Below are 15,768 nucleotides of genomic sequence, written 5' to 3' on the forward strand. Positions count from 1 at the left end.
GAACGGCGATGAGCAAACCTGAACCTGCGACCCGCGTAGCGGCGGGCATTGATACCAGCTGGCTGACCCGCATGCAGATGGCCCACGGGCGCAAGCTGGTGATCGCCCTGCCTTACGTGTGGCTGATCCTGCTGTTCCTCCTGCCGTTCCTGATTGTGTTTAAAATCAGCCTGTCGGAGATGGCGCGCGCCATCCCACCCTACAGCGATCTGGTGGAGTGGGGGGAGAGCCAGCTGTCGATCATGCTCAACCTGGGCAACTTCCTGCAGCTGACCGAGGACCCACTCTATTTTGAGGCCTATCTGCAGTCGCTGCAGGTGGCGGGCATCTCGACGATCTGCTGTCTGCTGCTGGCCTATCCGCTGGCCTGGGCGGTGGCGCACAGTAAGCCCTCGACGCGCAATATCCTGCTGCTGCTGGTGATTTTACCCTCCTGGACCTCGTTCCTGATCCGCGTCTATGCCTGGATGGGGATCCTGAAAAACAACGGCGTGCTGAACAACTTTTTGCTGTGGCTGGGGGTTATCGATCAGCCCCTGACCATTCTGCACACCAATCTGGCGGTCTATATCGGCATCGTATACGCCTACCTGCCGTTTATGGTGCTGCCGATCTACACCGCCCTGACGCGCATCGACTACTCGCTGGTGGAAGCAGCGCTGGATCTCGGTGCCCGTCCGCTGAAAACCTTCTTCACGGTGATTGTGCCCCTGACCAAAGGCGGGATTATCGCCGGGTCGATGCTGGTATTTATCCCGGCGGTGGGGGAGTTCGTGATCCCGGAACTGCTCGGCGGCCCGGACAGCATCATGATTGGCCGCGTGCTGTGGCAGGAGTTCTTTAACAACCGCGACTGGCCGGTGGCTTCGGCGGTGGCGATCGTGATGCTGCTCCTGCTGATCGTGCCGATCATGTGGTTCCACAAGTACCAGCAGAAACAGATGGGAGATCACGCATGAACAACTTACCGGTAGTACGCTCGCCGTGGCGGATCCTGATCCTGGTGCTCGGGTTTACCTTCCTGTATGCCCCAATGCTGATGCTGGTGATCTACTCCTTCAACAGCTCCAAGCTGGTGACGGTGTGGGCGGGCTGGTCCACGCGCTGGTACGGCGAGCTGTTCCGTGACGAGGCGATGATCAGCGCCGTGGGGTTAAGCCTGACCATTGCCGCCTGTGCGGCGACGATGGCAGTGATCCTCGGCACCATCGCCGCGGTGGTGATGGTGCGCTTTGGTCGTTTCCGCGGTGCCAATGGCTTTGCCTTTATGATCACCGCCCCGCTGGTGATGCCCGACGTCATTACCGGCCTGTCGCTGCTGCTGCTGTTTGTCGCCATGGGGCACGCCATCGGCTGGCCGTCGGATCGCGGCATGTTGACCATCTGGCTGGCCCACGTCACCTTCTGTACTGCCTATGTGGCAGTAGTGATCTCCTCGCGCCTGCGCGAGCTGGATCACTCCATTGAAGAGGCGGCGATGGATCTGGGCGCCACCCCGCTGAAGGTGTTTTTTATCATCACTCTGCCGATGATCATGCCGGCGGTGGTCTCCGGCTGGCTGCTGGCCTTTACCCTGTCGCTGGACGACCTGGTGATCGCCAGCTTTGTCTCCGGCCCGGGGGCGACCACGCTGCCGATGCTGGTCTTCTCCAGCGTGCGCATGGGGGTCAATCCGGAGATTAACGCCCTGGCGACGCTGATTCTCGGCGTGGTCGGCATCATCGGGTTGATTGCCTGGTATCTGATGGCGCGGTCTGAAAAACAACGCCAGCGCGATATCCAGCGTGCAAGACGTGGCTGAAGCTCCTAAAATCTGCAAAGAAGCGTAATTGAGATGCCGCGTTAACGCGGCATCGTTTCATGGAAGACATCACGTTGGGATTTTTCACTAAAACAAGTCAGTCACATGCCCGTCTGAATGTTCCTGCTTTGGTGCAGGTGGCGGCGCTCGCCATTATTATGATCCGCTGCCTCGATGTATTTATGATTTTCAATACCCTGGGCATGCGCGGCATGGAGGAGTTCATTCACCGCAGCGTCCAGACATGGAACCTGACGCTGGTCTTCTTCGCCAGCCTGATGCTGGTGTTTATTGAAATTTACTGCGCCTTTTCGCTGGTAAAAGGGCGCAACTGGGCCCGGCTCATCTACCTCCTCACCCAGGTTGTCGCCACCGGTTATCTGTGGGCCGCGTCGCTGGGCTACGGTTATCCGGAGCTGTTCAGCATTCCCGGCGAGTCGAAACGCGAGATCTTCCACACCCTGGTGATGCAAAAGCTGCCTGACATGCTGGTGCTCGGCCTGCTGTTTGTCCCCGCGGCCAGCCGACGGTTTTTCCGATTGCAATAACGTGTATAATCGCTGCCCCCAGACGTATTAAGGTTTCGTTATGCAGTGCGCACTCTATGACGCCGGTCGCTGCCGCTCCTGTCAGTGGATAGAGCAGCCGGTCTCTTCTCAACTTTCCGCCAAAATGGCCGACCTGCAGACCTTGCTGTCTGACCTGCCGGTGGCGGAGTGGTGCGCGCCGGTCAGCGGGCCGGAACAGGCCTTTCGCAATAAAGCCAAAATGGTGGTCAGCGGCAGCGTCGAAAAACCGCTGCTCGGCATGCTGCACCGGGACGGCATGCCTGTCGATCTGACCGACTGTCCGCTCTATCCAGCCTCGTTTGCCCCGGTCTTTGCCGCCCTCAAACCTTTTATTGCCCGCGCGGGCCTCACGCCCTACAACGTGGAACGCAAGCGCGGCGAGCTGAAGTACATTCTGCTCACCGAAAGCCAGCGGGATGGCGGGATGATGCTGCGCTTCGTGTTGCGCTCCGGCGCTAAGCTGCCCCAGCTGCGCGCTGCGCTGCCGTGGTTGCAGGAACAATTACCGCAGCTGAAGGTGATCACCGTGAATCTTCAGCCGGTGCATATGGCGATCATGGAAGGCGACGAGGAGATTTTCCTCACCGATGCCCAGGCGCTGGCGGAACGGTTTAACGACGTACCGCTGTGGATCCGCCCGAAAAGCTTCTTCCAGACTAACCCGACCGTCGCCAGCCAGCTGTATTCCACCGCCCGCGACTGGGTGCGCCAGCTGCCGGTGAACCATATGTGGGATCTGTTTTGCGGCGTCGGCGGCTTTGGCCTGCACTGTGCGACTCCGGAGATGAAGCTGACCGGGATTGAGATCTCCGCCGAGGCGATCGCCTGCGCCACCCAGTCGGCCAGCGAGCTGGGGCTGACGAATTTGCACTTCCAGGCGCTCGATTCCACCCAGTTCGCCACCGGTCAGGGCAACGTCCCGGATCTGGTGCTGGTCAATCCCCCGCGCCGCGGCATCGGCAAGGCGCTGTGCGACTACCTCAGCCAGATGGCCCCGCCGTTTATTATCTACTCCAGCTGCAATGCGCAGACGATGGCGAAAGATCTCCGCGAACTGCCCGGCTATCGCATCGCGCGCGTGCAGCTGTTCGATATGTTCCCGCATACTGCGCACTATGAAGTGCTGACCCTGTTAGTTAAGTCCTGATTGCCCGGCGGCGCTGCGCTTGCGCGGGCCTACGGTTTATTCCCTCTCCCCTATGGGGAGAGGGTCAGGGTGAGGGGATCAGCGCGCACAATGTTAAACAAAATGTGAACGTTTCCCGCCGCGGAAATCGGGTAAGCTTTACCTGTTAAGATTCAATAAGGCTGACCGATGAAGCAGATCCTGCTGGTGGAGGACGACGGCGATATCGCCGCGTTACTGCGCCTCAATTTAGAAGACGAAGGTTACGTAATTACCCACGAGGCGGACGGGGGCAGGGCGCTGCACCTGCTCGGACAAACCCACTGGGATGCGGTGATCCTCGACCTGATGCTGCCCAACGTTGACGGGCTGACCCTCTGCCGGGCGATCCGCCAGCGCGACCACTACCTGCCGGTGATTATTATCAGCGCCCGCAGCAGCGAAACTGAACGCATTCTGGGCCTCGAAACCGGGGCCGATGACTACCTCGCCAAACCCTTCTCGGTGCAGGAACTGGTGGCGCGGATCCGGGCGCTGTTCCGCCGTCAGCAGGCGATGGGTCAGCAGACGTCCGGGCTGATCACCGCCCACGGCCTGACCATCGACCCGCTGGCCCGCAGCGTTCTGCTGCACGGCGAGCCCATCGACCTGACGCCGCGTGAGTTCGATTTACTCTACTTTTTCGCCCGTCATCCCGGGGAGGTCTTCTCCCGTCTGGCGCTGCTGGAACAGGTGTGGGGGTATCAGCACGAAGGCTACGAACACACCGTCAACACCCACATCAACCGCCTGCGGGTAAAAATTGAAAAAGACGCCGCCGAGCCAGAGGTGATCCGCACCGTCTGGGGCAAAGGCTACCGCTTTGCCAGGGAGGCGGAATGACGCGCCGTCTGACCCTGCTGTTTATTCTGTTGCTGACGGGCTGTGCGGCGGTGGCCTGCGCGGTGCAGCTCTGGACCAGCATGCAGTACGGCAACGCCATGGTGCAGCGCCTCTCCGGCGGGCTGGCGCAGCACATCGCCCAGCGCGAAACCCTGCTGGACGCCAACGGGCAGGTGGATCGCACCCGGCTCAAGCCGCTGTTCGACAGGCTGATGACCTATAACCCCAGCGTGGAACTCTACATCCTCTCCCCGGACGGGGAGATCCTCGCTGATGCCGCGCCGCCGGGGCATATCAAGCGGCAGAAGCTCACTGTTGCGCCGGTGCAGCAGTTTCTTACCGGCGGGATGATGCCGGTTTACGGGGACGATCCCCGCACCCTGACGGGAGAGAAGGTCTTTAGCGCCGTGCCGCTGCATCAGGACGGCGTGCTGCGCGGCTACCTCTATATCATTTTGCAGGGCGAGGAGCTGAACGCGCTGGCGGAGCGGGCGTGGCAGAAAACGCTGTGGAGCACGGTGGTCTGGTCGCTGCTGCTGGTGGCCATTTTCGGTGCGCTGGCGGGGGGCCTGGTCTGGTACTGGGTCACCCGGCCGGTGAAGCAGTTAACCGACGAGGTGAGCGGCCTCGATCGGGAAAGTATGCACGTCATCAAGCAACTGGCCGCCCAGCCTCAGCAGGTCGCCCCGTCTGACGAGGTGGCCCTGCTGCGCAACACCTTTATCGAACTGGCGCAGCAGATTGCCAGCCAGTGGGATCAACTGGCGGACAGCGACCGGCAGCGCCGGGAGTTTATCGCCAATATCTCCCACGATCTGCGTACCCCGCTGACCTCTCTGCTGGGGTATCTGGAGACCCTGTCGCTGAAAGCCGGCACCCTCTCGCCGCAGGAGACGCAGCACTATCTCTCTATCGCCCTGCGGCAGGGGCACAAAGTGCGTCATCTGTCCCAGGAGCTGTTTGAGCTGGCACGCCTCGAGCACGGCAGCATCAAGCCGCAGCGGGAACGCTTTGCTATCGGGGAGCTGATCTCCGACGTGGCGCAAAAGTTTGACCTCGCGGTGGAGACCCGTCAGCTCCGGCTGCATATCGACGTGCCGCGCCAGCTGCCGATGATCAACGCCGATCTGTCGATGATCGAGCGGGTGGTGACCAACCTGCTGGATAACGCTATTCGTCATACCCCGCCGGGGGGCGAGATCGGCCTCAAAGTATGGCTGGAGGATGAGCAGGTACAGGTGGAGGTGAATGACAGCGGGCCGGGTGTCGATGAGCATCTGCGCGATCAGCTGTTTATGCGCCCATCGGCGCTGAGTCAGCAGGCGGCGCGGGATAATCGCGGCGGGCTGGGATTGTTGATTGTGAAACGAATGCTGGAGCTGCATGGGGGAGGGATCAGGCTGATGGAAGCGGGTGAGGGCGCAATATTTCGTTTTTATGTGCCGTTATAAAAACGCCGGGTGGCGCTAGCGCTTACCCGGCCTACAAAAACCTGGGCCCGTAGGCCGGGTAAGGCGAAGCCGCCACCCGGCAAAACAGGCACAACAATCTTACTGCGGGAACCACTGGTCGCTGATTTTCTGGTACGTGCCGTCCGCTTTAATCGCTTTCAGGGCGCCGTTCAGTTTCTCCACCAGCGCTTTGTTATCCGGACGCACTGCGATACCCAGACCGGTGCCGAAGTACTGCGGATCGGTCACTTTATCGGTAGCGGTGCCCAGCTGCGGGTTGGTTTTCAGCCACTCGTTCACTACCGCCGTGTCGCCAAACACGCCATCGATACGGCCATTTTTCAGGTCGATAATCGCATTCTGATAGCTGTCATAGGCCACGGTTTTCACTTCCGGGTGCTTATCCTGGAGGTATTTCTGGTGCGTGGTGCCGTTTTCCATGCCGATGCGCTTGCCTTTCAGCTCATCAAAGGATTTGTAAGCCCCTTTCTTCGCAATCACTACCGCAGAGTTGGCGTAGTACGGGTCGGTAAAGGCTACCTGCTTGCTACGATCCGGGGTGATGTCCATGCCCGAAATCACCGCGTCATATTTTTTGAATTTCAGAGCCGGGATCAGGCTGTCAAAGGCGTGGTTAGTAAAGGTGCACTCGGCCTGCATCTGGGTACATAGCGCTTTCGCCAGGTCGATATCAAACCCGACGATCTGGTTGCTGGCATCCAGCGATTCGAATGGCGGATAGGTCGCAGAAACGCCGAAGCTGATTTTATCGGCGGCAGAGGCGCCGGCGGCGAAGGTTGCCAGTAAAGCGGCCAGAACTAACTTTTTCATTGTGAAGCTCCCGTCTGTCAATCTTGTCATTATGTGCCGTGTCTGCGGCTGGGAGTTACAATGCCATTTAATGAATTTATATGCAATAAAAATGATTAACTATTATTTATGTCATAAAAAAAGGCGGGCTGTTGTTAGACTTGCCCGCCTTAATTAATCACATTGTATGCAGTTTTAGTTACGACGCTCGAACGCCAGCGCTCTACGCTCAACCAGACGCATCAGCAGCGTCAGCAGACCGTTGACCACCAGGTAGATCACCCCGGCGGCACCGAACACCATCACATCGTAGGTACGTCCGTACAGCAGCTGTCCGTGGCCCATCACCTCCATCAGGGTGATGGTGTAGGCCAGGGAGGTACTCTTGAACACCAGCACCACTTCGTTGGAGTACGAGGAGAGGGCGCGCTTGAAAGCGTACGGCAGCAGGATCGCCAGCGTGTCCTTCTTGCTCATCCCCAGCGCACCGCAGGACTGCCACTGCCCGTCCGGGATGGCGCGAATGGCACCGTAGAACAGCTGCGTGGTGTAGGCGGCGCTGTTCAGCGACAGGGCCAGCAGGGCGCACAGCCACGGCTCGGAGAGCAGATGCCACAGCACCGGATACTCCTGCAGCGTCGGGAACTGGCCCGGGCCGTAGTAAATCAGGAAGATCTGCACCAGCAGCGGGGTACCGGTAAACAGGGTGATGTAGGCGCGCACAATCCACACCAGCACCGGCGTTTTCAGCGTCAGGATGATGGTGAAAATCAACGCCAGCACCAGCGCCACGATAATCGAGGCGACGGTCAGCGTCAGGCTGGTGTGCAGCCCTTTCATCAGTTCGGGTAAGTAATCCAGCATCAGCCTGGTCTCCGTTCAAAACGCGTCGCACGCAGGTCAATACGCTTGAGGATGTACTGACTGAGCAACGTGATCACCAGGTAGATAGCCGCCGCCACGATGTACCAGGTAAAAGGCTCCTGAGTACGGGTGGCAATGCTTTTGGTCTGCAGCATCAGGTCGTTCACGCTGATTAAGCTCACCAGGGCGGTATCTTTTAGCAGCACCAGCCACTGGTTGCCGAGCCCCGGCAGAGCGTGACGCCACATCTGCGGCATCACCAGACGGAAGAAGATCGCCGTTTTCGACAGCCCCAGCGCCTGACCGGACTCCCACTGGCCCACCGGCACCGCTTTCAGCGCGCCGCGCAAGGTCTGCGAGGCATAGGCGGCGTAGAGCAGGGAGAGGGCGATTACGCCGCACAGGAACGGGCTGACGTCGAAGTTTTCGATCTGCATCTGAATCGGGATCTGCACCACGCCCAGGTTGAGCGTAAAGCCGTCCGACAGCATCAGCAGCAGCTGTGACGAGCCGAAATAGATAAACAGCACCACCAGAATTTCCGGCAGGCCGCGAAGAAGGGTCACCAGTGCAGAGCCGGTCCAGGCGACAGGTCGCCACTTAGCCGACTCCCACACGGCAAAGATCATCGCCAGCACCAGGCCGATGATCAGCGCACAAACGGCAAGGCCGACGGTCATCCCGGCGGCGCTTGCTAATGGAAAAATTTCGTTCATCAGTTCTTACTTCTGGAACCATTTTTTGTAGATGGAATCGTACGTGCCATCTTTCTTCACTTTTTCCAGCGCGGTGTTGAATTTCTGCTGCAGCGCGGTGTTACCCTGGCGCACGGCAATACCCAGACCGGTGCCGAAGTAATCTTTATCCGTCACTTTATCGCCAACCGCAGCCAGCTTGTCGTTGGCTTTGAGCCATTCGGTGACCACCGCGTTGTCACCAAAGACGGCATCGATACGGCCGTTCTGCAGATCCAGACGGGCGTTCTGGTAGCTGTCGTATGGCACGGTAGTGATTTCCGGGTGTTTATCCATGATGAATTTCTGGTGGGTGGTGCCGTTCTGCACGCCCACTTTCTTGCCTTTCAGCGCATCAATCGACGCGTATTTACCCTTCTGACCGATGAACAGGGCAGAGTTCTCGTAGTACGGGGTGCTGAACAGAACCTGCTTTTCACGCTCAGGGGTGATGTCCATTCCGGCCATGACCGCGTCGATACGACGGAATTTCAGGCTCGGGATCAGGCTGTCGAAAGACTGATTCGAGAAGGTACAGGTGGCGTCGATCTCTTTACACAGGGCGTTAGCCAGATCCACATCGAAGCCGACGATCTTGTTGTTAGCATCGATAGACTCAAACGGAGGGTAAGAGGCTTCGGTGGCGAAACGAATGGTCTCGGCAGCGGTGGCAGAAAGGCTAACGCTTGCAAGCAGGGCGGCAATCACTATTTTTTTCATTGTCGTTCTCTCGATTCGATTAGTGAGACAGATAATTTCTGAACGCGTCGGTTTGCGGCTGGGCAAAGCAGCCCGCATCCCCTTGCTCAACGATATGACCGTTTTCCATATAGACCACACGACTGGCGGTTTTACGCGCCACTTCCACTTCGTGGGTCACGATCACCTGAGTAATCTTTGTGTCCGCCAGCTCGCGAATGATACTGACGATCTGGGCGGTGATTTCCGGGTCCAGCGCGGCGGTCGGCTCATCAAACAGCAGCACGGCAGGCTCCATCATCAGGGCGCGGGCGATGGCCACACGCTGCTGCTGACCGCCGGAGAGGTGCAGCGGATAGCGATCGCTGTAGGGCTTCAGGCGCAGACGTTCCAGCAGCTTCTCGGCACGGGCCAGCGCCTGCTCTTTAGAGAGACCCAGCACGCGGCACGGGGCCTCGATCAGGTTCTGCTGCACGGTGAGGTGCGGCCAGAGATTGTATTGCTGGAAGACCATCCCGACGTTCTGACGCAGATCGCGGATCGCTTTTTCAGACGGCGCTTTGGCAAAATTAAAGTGATTACCGGCGATATCCAGCGTACCGGAGCGCGGCATTTCAAGCAGATTGAGGACGCGAAGCAGCGAGCTTTTGCCCGCGCCGCTTGGGCCTAACAGCACCAGCGTTTCGCCCTCAGGACAATTCAGTGTGATGTCGAACAGCGCCTGGTGTGCGCCGTAGAAGCAGTTAATGCCGTTTAGTTGAATACTCATCGGGGCAGTCTTTACTCATCCAGGCAATCTATAGCAATTGAGGCCGCAAATAGTACCGTTGACAGAATAGTTATGCAATATAACTGCGTTAAAAGTTAAATATAAACCGAATCTATCCCTAAACATAGCACAAAGTAGCGAGCGGAGATGGCGACGAGAATAAATGTCGGCATTCCTCACGAAATGCCAGACATTTTGCGGGGTTTTATCTGCTTAACGGTTCTCAATAGACTGGCGCAGGGTGCCCGCCGGGGCATGGACGCTGCCGCCGAGGTAGCGCACGTCATCAATCGCCCAGCACTCTCCCTCGCGGATCATCAGCACTTCATCCTGCCAGCTTTCGCTGCCCTGGGTCAGTTTCACCCGCAGCGGAATGTTGCGCGCATCGGTATTGGGGATGGTCGAGGCGCTGGAGACGACGGCCGTCTGCGGCGGGGTGGTGCGACTGGAGAACGGATCGACTTTCAGCAGATTTTGATGCTGCGGATCGCGGCTGGCATCGCTCAGCAGCTGGGCCAGGTTATCGCTCAGGTACGGGCGCAGTGCGGTGAGGTCACTGCTGCGGTGCGAAATGCGGTAGTCATAGAACTGCTGGGCCACGGCATCCGGACCGCCGGCGATGCAGCTGCCGCTGCGGGTACCAATATCCTTGAAGGCCGGGGTGACCGGGGTGGTGCAGGCGCTGAGCAGCAGCGCGCAAGGCACTAAAAGCGTCAAAGCAGAATAGCGCATGTTGATTTCCTTATTAGGCTGCAATAATTAACTAACCTTTAAATGATAGCGTAACGATCGGATAATGGTTTTGTTCTTAATCGGTTAGGCACTCAACGCGCAATAAGGAGACGAACATGCAATTTTCCACCACCCCAACTCTGGAAGGGCAGCCGATAAGCGAATACTGTGGCGTAGTGACTGGTGAAGCTATTCTCGGGGCCAATGTCTTCCGCGACTTTTTTGCCGGGATTCGCGATATCGTCGGTGGCCGTTCCGGGGCCTATGAAAAAGAGCTGCGTAAAGCCCGTGAGATCGCCTTCAAAGAGATGGGCGAGCAGGCGAAGGCCCTCGGTGCCGATGCCGTGGTGGGTATCGATATCGACTACGAAACCGTCGGGAAAGACGCCAGCATGCTGATGGTCAGCGTCAGCGGTACGGCGGTGAAAACGCGCCGATGAAGTGTGCCATTGTGCCCGTCCTGCTGGCATTGTTGCTGGCAGGCTGTGCGACAGAGAAAGGCGTCGTGGACAAAGGCGCCTATGAGCTGGATACCCGGCGTCAGGCGCAGGCGGCCTATCCGCGCGTCAAGGTGCTGGTGATCCACTACACCGCAGACGACTTTGACAGCTCCCTCGCTACCCTCACCGATAAAAACGTTAGCTCCCACTATTTGATCCCGGCGATCCCGCCCCGGCACAACGGCAGGCCGCGGATCTGGCAGCTGGTGCCGGAGCGCGATCTGGCCTGGCATGCCGGGGTCAGCTTCTGGCGCGGCGCAACCCGGATTAATGACACCTCTATTGGGATCGAGCTGGAAAACCGCGGCTGGCAAAAAATCGATGGCCAAAAACGCTTCTTCCCGTTTGAACCGTCGCAAATAGCGGCCCTGATCCCGCTGGCGAAGGACATTATCCAGCGCTACGACATCAAACCGCAAAATGTGGTGGCCCACGCGGATATTGCCCCCCAGCGCAAAGACGACCCGGGGCCGCTGTTCCCGTGGCAGGCGCTGGCCCAGCAGGGGATCGGTGCCTGGCCGGATCCGGCCCGGGTGGCGTTCTACCTCAACGGGCAGCCACCCTATCAGCCGGTGGAAACGTCGGTATTGCTCGCTCTGTTATCCCGGTATGGGTATGAGGTGCCGGAGAATATATCTCCTGCGCAGCAGAAAAGAGTCATCATGGCATTTCAGATGCATTTCCGTCCGCAATTATGGAATGGTGTTTCTGATAAAGAAACAATGGCCATTGCCGAAGCATTGCTGGAAAAATACGGGCAAAAATAACCCTTTGTGGGTAATTTTATCACCTTTTCTTAAGATTAATCTTAAGTACATCCGCAATTCATTTTTAGTTAATTGACTTAAAATTACCCGCATTTAATATGTACACATAGCTTGCTAAGCAATTTAGCAAATAAAAATAATATGAGAGTTACTCTCAACAGAAAGTACATCTTCTTTTTATCTGAACCTGATCCCTTTTTATTGCTGCGACATTTATGTTGCCGCACCCCGTTATATATAAAAAATTGAAAACAGGCATAATAATGTTAAGTATCTACGGTATTAATAGTCGTCCGCAACAGGCGATAGACGCGATTATTGCTGCAACCGCTGATTGTCCGGAAAAAACGTTAAAGAAATGGCAGAAAATCATTACCGCTGACACGAATTACATTCATATCGTGGTCAGTGGCGAAGTGGAAATCCGCCGGATATCCGATGAGTTAAGCATGTTTACCATGCGTACTCAGGGCATTTTAGGCGTCGCGTCCGTTTACAACAATGCTGCCCACATGTACGGCATTGCCCGCACCACCACCGTGATCCGCACCATCAAAAATCCGACTTCGAACGTATCATCCGTGAAAATAACCTCTGGGCTCAGCTGACTCAGGTTCTGGTCTGGTATATCGGTATCCTCACTAAACGTGACGATATTCTGGTTGCCCGTAGCGCGTATTCCGTAGTGCGTGAATTCCTCCTCGAAATTAACGATTTGATCGTTTTACATAAACGCGATGTGAACGTTTATGACTATATTCAGGAATACACAAACCTGGCGCGCAGCACCATTATTAAAATTCTCTCTGACCTCAAAAAAGGTCACTATATTGTGGTCGAGAAAGGCAAATTGATTACCATCAATAGTCTGCCGGAACGTTACTGAAATTTACCCGCCCGATCTCCTTCGATTCCACCGGAGGAGATTTTTTTATCTCCTGTCCTGTATCCAGAATCTCATCGTCCGGCTGTGGCGGAATTTTCCCTTGAGAATAATCTAATTGCTGCTCTTTAACGGCCTGCATAAACCTTTCCTGTAATGAGGGGGTCTGAACCTCTTCATGGGTATCGGGCAGGGCCTGATCCTGGGGTATTCCGTCCGGAGCCTGTTGCCAGTCGGCCTCACTGTCCATAATCGGGCTCTCTTCCGGCGCGGGTAGCGGCGTCATCGGCACCGGTTTTGGTTTCGGCTGAGGGAAGGGTTTCGATACATAGACATAGTGCATATCCGACACCTGCGTGTCAGGTGTGGCGACGGCCGCCGGTTTCGGGGCGGGCGCCGGATGACGCAGGTCATGGTAAAGGTGGGCGTACAGCCCGGCGATAACCATCGCGCACAGACAGAGGATCGTCGCCAGAACGCCTCCCAGCACGTGCTTCATCGACGGCAGGCGGTAAGAGAACCACACCGCCTCGCCAGTGGTATAGCTGCGCTGGGCAGCAAGAGATATCGTGGACATTATGACTTTTTCCCCTGAACCGGCGTGGCGGCAGCGTTGTCGCTGAGCGAGGTCAGAATAGCGGGTGTGGTATGGTTGACGCGCATCAGCTGCATCAGGGTATCTTCCCCCGGCAGGCCATCAACGTGCAGGTGCATGTTTTGCTGGAATTCCTTCGTTCGTGCCTCCAGCGTGTGCGTCCAGACGTGAGTATGCGTTTCGGGCGCATTCAGGGCCTGGCTCAACTGAGCATCGATCCAGTTCACGTCCTGGCTGTCGCTGGCGGCGGTGATCGCCTCTTTGCCTGACGGCGTCAGACGGTGTAGCAGGGTATAGTTGCCGGTGGCATGTTGGATGAACCAGGTCCGGCTCACCTGCCAGGTGCGGTTATTCATCAGCAGATCGAGAGAATCTTTCCCGACCCGCGCCACTACCGCATAATTCAGGTGATCCCCGGTTTTCAGCTCGCCGATCCACGGATACCCCTCCTGCTCCAGCGTTCCCAGCGGGGCGCTGCCCTGTTTACACTGCAGGTTCACCCGGCCAGCATTCTGGCACAGGGCCTCCTCGGCGGACGCATCGTACCCCCACATGGTGTACAGCTGATGCATGGCATCCGGCTGATTCACCACCTCGCGGTCGATCGCCGGCTGCACCGGGGCCTGAGGTTTACTCACCTTAGTGATCCAGCGTGCTGGCACCGGCGGTTTGAACGGCAGCGCCCCGGTGATAGCCCCAGAGAAATGCCAGCCGCAGGCCGCAAACACCACGCAGGCGAACAGCCCCACTGTGAGCCGCCTGTTGCTGCGTTTGACCGGTAACACTTCCTCCGCCGCAAGACGCAAATGGCGTGTCCCCACCAGCCCGGCACGTTCAGTCCATGCGGCCAGCAACGCCAGGTGCGCCAGCGCGTTTAGCTGGCTGACGGAACCTTTAGTCAGAGCCTGCATCCGACGAATGCGGGCCGGGGTAAACGGCGAGGTATCCGCGCCGTGGTGGGCAATCTGTTCCTGAATATAGTGAAGAGACTCGCGGCCGGTGAGGGCGCGCAGCGTATGGCGCGTATGCATCCGGGCGCCGAGGCCGGTATCGGCCAGCAGACGCGCCTGCTGATCCGGCGTGCCGGTCAGCAGGATGGTCAGCGGCAAATCACACTCCTGCGCCCGCGTCAGCAGCATGCCCAGAACCTCCCAACTGTTGTCGCGCATCGCCTGGATCGCCGAAATACTCAGCACCAGGCCCTGGGTGCGACAGCGCGGGAATGCCTCATGCCATTGGCGCAGCACTGCATCAATGGCATGAAGTCTGTTTTTGGCATCGGTGTTCTTGGGGTTGAGCTTATAGAGCAGGGCGCTGGCGCTCAGCTTCGGAAAGGCATTGATCGCCACGCCGGCCCTCTGCGCCAGCAGCTCACTGCTGAACTGGCTGAGCAGGGTTTCGTCGTCGGAAAACAGCCCCATGATCCCCGGCGTCCGCGATTTGTCCTTCAGCATACCGAATACATCCTGATGGTAAGGCACGAAGAAGTCGCCCGCAGATCGCGTCACCTTGCTGAAAGGCTGACCGGTGAATTTAAAATGGCTCAGATACATAACGACACACCCTGGGATGACAGAAACAGATATTCGCTGCCGAAAGTACGGGATGGCGCAAGGAGGGTCAATTTCCGGGCTGGAGAAAAATAACCTGAATATCAGGCCTAACATCCCCCCTGGTGAGGGTCAATATTTTTCTGCATTAAAGTTAATGGCAAAGCCGATAGAGCGATACGGAATACCTTATTAGTATGAGCGCAAATCTGGTGCAGCATCAGGCTGCGTAATTCTGCATTAAAAGGCCCGCTAAATAATGAAAATGCAGCGCTTATATGGACTGATAATGCCCTGTGTGATGTTTATTCTGCTGATATTTAGCGGACAACAGGGATATGTGGTCTTCAAAGAGTATAAAAAAGTCAGTGACAAGGTATCGGATCCCGATCCGGCGATGAGCAAGCCGGTGCAGGCGCAGGATTTTGCCCTGTTCCAGCCAGCCGTTTATCAGGACGCCCCCCAGCGCACGGTGAAAACACCCCTTGGTGCCGAGGTGGAAGGGATTATCAACAGTGACGAAGCCTGGCTATCGTTTGCGGTCATCAAAACCCCCTCCGGCCAGCAGAGCTACCGCGAAGGCGAGAGTCTGACGGGCTACAGCGATGCCTGGGTTGAGGAGATCAACCCCGACAACGTGGTGATCAACTACCAGGGCTCCGCCCAGACGTTGGCCATTAAACGCCCCGACTATTTTAAAGGCGATACCAGTAATCAACCAACCCCCCGGCCGGTAGCTGATGCGGGGTCTGATAATTTACATCTCAACGACTATTTCGTGCTGAAGCCGTGGTTCGATAACGGGGCGCTTGAAGGCTATCAAATTAAGCCGAAGAACGCGTCCGCCTTTTTCAGTCATAGCGGACTGCAAAAAGGCGATGTGGTTGTGAAAGTGAACGCCGTCGATATGACGAAAGAAGAACAGGCGAAAAATATTATCGCCAGCTGGTCGAAAATGAGAGAAGCGGAAGTTGTCGTCAGACGTCACGCTCACCTTGAAAATATTCGGGTTAATGTTTTAAACAATTAACAAGTG

Annotated in this window: 17 protein-coding genes and 1 pseudogene; 10 read left to right on the forward strand and 8 right to left on the reverse strand. The window is 57.3% G+C overall.

All coding sequences use genetic code 11. From position 1 onward, the window contains the following. Window positions 1-8: 8 nt before the first annotated feature. From potH to G7090_RS07380, 6 genes are all read left to right on the forward strand, one after another. Window positions 9-959, forward strand: coding sequence for a putrescine ABC transporter permease PotH (gene potH / locus G7090_RS07355; RefSeq protein WP_166181974.1), 951 nt, complete (start codon window positions 9-11; stop codon window positions 957-959). Continuing rightward, complete coding sequence (gene potI / locus G7090_RS07360) at window positions 956-1,801, forward strand: putrescine ABC transporter permease PotI (protein WP_106992525.1); 846 nt, start codon at window positions 956-958, stop codon at window positions 1,799-1,801. The genes potH and potI overlap by 4 nt, the downstream gene beginning before the upstream one ends. A gap of 59 nt (window positions 1,802-1,860) precedes the next feature. Then, complete coding sequence (locus G7090_RS07365; RefSeq protein WP_166181975.1) at window positions 1,861-2,349, forward strand: YbjO family protein; 489 nt, start codon at window positions 1,861-1,863, stop codon at window positions 2,347-2,349. Between the two features lie 40 nt (window positions 2,350-2,389). After that, window positions 2,390-3,517 carry a 23S rRNA (uracil(747)-C(5))-methyltransferase RlmC gene (gene rlmC / locus G7090_RS07370; protein ID WP_166181976.1) on the forward strand — a complete coding sequence of 376 codons (1,128 nt, stop codon included), beginning with the start codon at window positions 2,390-2,392 and terminating at the stop codon, window positions 3,515-3,517. A 168-nt stretch (window positions 3,518-3,685) separates the two neighbouring features. After that, a complete protein-coding gene (locus G7090_RS07375; RefSeq protein ID WP_166181977.1) occupies window positions 3,686-4,378 on the forward strand; it encodes a response regulator transcription factor in 693 nt (230 codons plus the stop codon). Next, complete coding sequence (locus tag G7090_RS07380; protein WP_166181978.1) at window positions 4,375-5,829, forward strand: sensor histidine kinase KdpD; 1,455 nt, start codon at window positions 4,375-4,377, stop codon at window positions 5,827-5,829. The genes G7090_RS07375 and G7090_RS07380 overlap by 4 nt, the downstream gene beginning before the upstream one ends. A gap of 99 nt (window positions 5,830-5,928) precedes the next feature. On the opposite strand, the gene artJ is transcribed toward G7090_RS07380, so the two are convergent. The 6 genes from artJ to G7090_RS07410 form a co-directional block, all read right to left on the reverse strand. Continuing rightward, window positions 5,929-6,660 (reverse strand): arginine ABC transporter substrate-binding protein ArtJ, encoded by a 732-nt coding sequence (artJ, locus tag G7090_RS07385; RefSeq protein WP_106992530.1) that lies wholly within the window; start codon window positions 6,658-6,660, stop codon window positions 5,929-5,931. Window positions 6,661-6,834: 174 nt separating this feature from the next. Further along, complete coding sequence (gene artM / locus G7090_RS07390) at window positions 6,835-7,503, reverse strand: arginine ABC transporter permease ArtM (RefSeq protein ID WP_106992531.1); 669 nt, start codon at window positions 7,501-7,503, stop codon at window positions 6,835-6,837. Next, window positions 7,503-8,219 carry an arginine ABC transporter permease ArtQ gene (gene artQ / locus G7090_RS07395; RefSeq protein ID WP_166181979.1) on the reverse strand — a complete coding sequence of 239 codons (717 nt, stop codon included), beginning with the start codon at window positions 8,217-8,219 and terminating at the stop codon, window positions 7,503-7,505. Before artQ ends, artM begins: the two co-directional genes overlap by 1 nt. A 6-nt stretch (window positions 8,220-8,225) precedes the next feature. After that, the gene (artI, locus tag G7090_RS07400; RefSeq protein WP_106992533.1) at window positions 8,226-8,957 is read right to left on the reverse strand and encodes an arginine ABC transporter substrate-binding protein ArtI; all 732 of its coding nucleotides are present in this window, start codon (window positions 8,955-8,957) and stop codon (window positions 8,226-8,228) included. A 19-nt stretch (window positions 8,958-8,976) separates the two neighbouring features. Further along, the gene (artP, locus tag G7090_RS07405; protein WP_166181980.1) at window positions 8,977-9,705 is read right to left on the reverse strand and encodes an arginine ABC transporter ATP-binding protein ArtP; all 729 of its coding nucleotides are present in this window, start codon (window positions 9,703-9,705) and stop codon (window positions 8,977-8,979) included. 213 nt (window positions 9,706-9,918) lie between these two features. Beyond that, complete coding sequence (locus tag G7090_RS07410; protein WP_166181981.1) at window positions 9,919-10,437, reverse strand: lipoprotein; 519 nt, start codon at window positions 10,435-10,437, stop codon at window positions 9,919-9,921. A gap of 116 nt (window positions 10,438-10,553) precedes the next feature. On the opposite strand from G7090_RS07410, the gene G7090_RS07415 reads away from it, so the two are divergent. The 3 genes and pseudogenes from G7090_RS07415 to G7090_RS23915 all read left to right on the forward strand — a co-directional run bounded on the left by G7090_RS07415 (window position 10,554) and on the right by G7090_RS23915 (window position 12,590). Further along, on the forward strand, window positions 10,554-10,877 hold the full coding sequence (locus G7090_RS07415; protein ID WP_106992536.1) for a heavy metal-binding domain-containing protein: 324 nt from the start codon (window positions 10,554-10,556) through the stop codon (window positions 10,875-10,877). Continuing rightward, entirely contained in the window at window positions 10,874-11,704 is an 831-nt protein-coding gene (locus tag G7090_RS07420) for an N-acetylmuramoyl-L-alanine amidase (protein ID WP_166181982.1), read from the forward strand. Before G7090_RS07415 ends, G7090_RS07420 begins: the two co-directional genes overlap by 4 nt. Window positions 11,705-11,967: 263 nt before the next feature. Continuing rightward, window positions 11,968-12,590: pseudogene (locus tag G7090_RS23915) on the forward strand (helix-turn-helix domain-containing protein). Here G7090_RS23915 and G7090_RS07430 read toward each other — a convergent pair. Continuing rightward, window positions 12,565-13,164, reverse strand: coding sequence for a hypothetical protein (locus G7090_RS07430; protein ID WP_166181983.1), 600 nt, complete (start codon window positions 13,162-13,164; stop codon window positions 12,565-12,567). The pseudogene G7090_RS23915 and the gene G7090_RS07430 overlap by 26 nt on opposite strands. Continuing rightward, window positions 13,164-14,735 (reverse strand): peptidoglycan-binding protein, encoded by a 1,572-nt coding sequence (locus tag G7090_RS07435; RefSeq protein WP_166181984.1) that lies wholly within the window; start codon window positions 14,733-14,735, stop codon window positions 13,164-13,166. Before G7090_RS07435 ends, G7090_RS07430 begins: the two co-directional genes overlap by 1 nt. Window positions 14,736-15,033: 298 nt before the next feature. Between G7090_RS07435 and gspC the strand changes: the two genes are divergently transcribed. After that, the gene (gene gspC, locus G7090_RS07440) at window positions 15,034-15,762 is read left to right on the forward strand and encodes a type II secretion system protein GspC (protein ID WP_166185142.1); all 729 of its coding nucleotides are present in this window, start codon (window positions 15,034-15,036) and stop codon (window positions 15,760-15,762) included. The last annotated feature ends 6 nt before the right edge of the window (window positions 15,763-15,768 follow it).

It is taken from the genome of Leclercia sp. 29361 (assembly GCF_011290365.1).
In the GTDB taxonomy this organism is placed as follows: Bacteria; Pseudomonadota; Gammaproteobacteria; order Enterobacterales; family Enterobacteriaceae; genus Enterobacter; species Enterobacter tamurae.

Coding starts and splice junctions, on each gene's coding strand:
- rlmC (WP_166181976.1), top strand. CDS start 2,390: ATGCAGTGCGCACTCTATGACGCCGGTCGCTGCCGCTCCTGTCAGTGG.
- potI (WP_106992525.1), top strand. CDS start 956: ATGAACAACTTACCGGTAGTACGCTCGCCGTGGCGGATCCTGATCCTG.
- G7090_RS07435 (WP_166181984.1), bottom strand. CDS start 14,735: ATGTATCTGAGCCATTTTAAATTCACCGGTCAGCCTTTCAGCAAGGTG.
- artJ (WP_106992530.1), bottom strand. CDS start 6,660: ATGAAAAAGTTAGTTCTGGCCGCTTTACTGGCAACCTTCGCCGCCGGC.
- artI (WP_106992533.1), bottom strand. CDS start 8,957: ATGAAAAAAATAGTGATTGCCGCCCTGCTTGCAAGCGTTAGCCTTTCT.
- G7090_RS07415 (WP_106992536.1), top strand. CDS start 10,554: ATGCAATTTTCCACCACCCCAACTCTGGAAGGGCAGCCGATAAGCGAA.
- G7090_RS07430 (WP_166181983.1), bottom strand. CDS start 13,164: ATGTCCACGATATCTCTTGCTGCCCAGCGCAGCTATACCACTGGCGAG.
- G7090_RS07375 (WP_166181977.1), top strand. CDS start 3,686: ATGAAGCAGATCCTGCTGGTGGAGGACGACGGCGATATCGCCGCGTTA.
- gspC (WP_166185142.1), top strand. CDS start 15,034: ATGTTTATTCTGCTGATATTTAGCGGACAACAGGGATATGTGGTCTTC.
- G7090_RS07365 (WP_166181975.1), top strand. CDS start 1,861: ATGGAAGACATCACGTTGGGATTTTTCACTAAAACAAGTCAGTCACAT.
- artM (WP_106992531.1), bottom strand. CDS start 7,503: ATGCTGGATTACTTACCCGAACTGATGAAAGGGCTGCACACCAGCCTG.
- G7090_RS07410 (WP_166181981.1), bottom strand. CDS start 10,437: ATGCGCTATTCTGCTTTGACGCTTTTAGTGCCTTGCGCGCTGCTGCTC.
- G7090_RS07420 (WP_166181982.1), top strand. CDS start 10,874: ATGAAGTGTGCCATTGTGCCCGTCCTGCTGGCATTGTTGCTGGCAGGC.
- potH (WP_166181974.1), top strand. CDS start 9: ATGAGCAAACCTGAACCTGCGACCCGCGTAGCGGCGGGCATTGATACC.
- artQ (WP_166181979.1), bottom strand. CDS start 8,219: ATGAACGAAATTTTTCCATTAGCAAGCGCCGCCGGGATGACCGTCGGC.
- artP (WP_166181980.1), bottom strand. CDS start 9,705: ATGAGTATTCAACTAAACGGCATTAACTGCTTCTACGGCGCACACCAG.
- G7090_RS07380 (WP_166181978.1), top strand. CDS start 4,375: ATGACGCGCCGTCTGACCCTGCTGTTTATTCTGTTGCTGACGGGCTGT.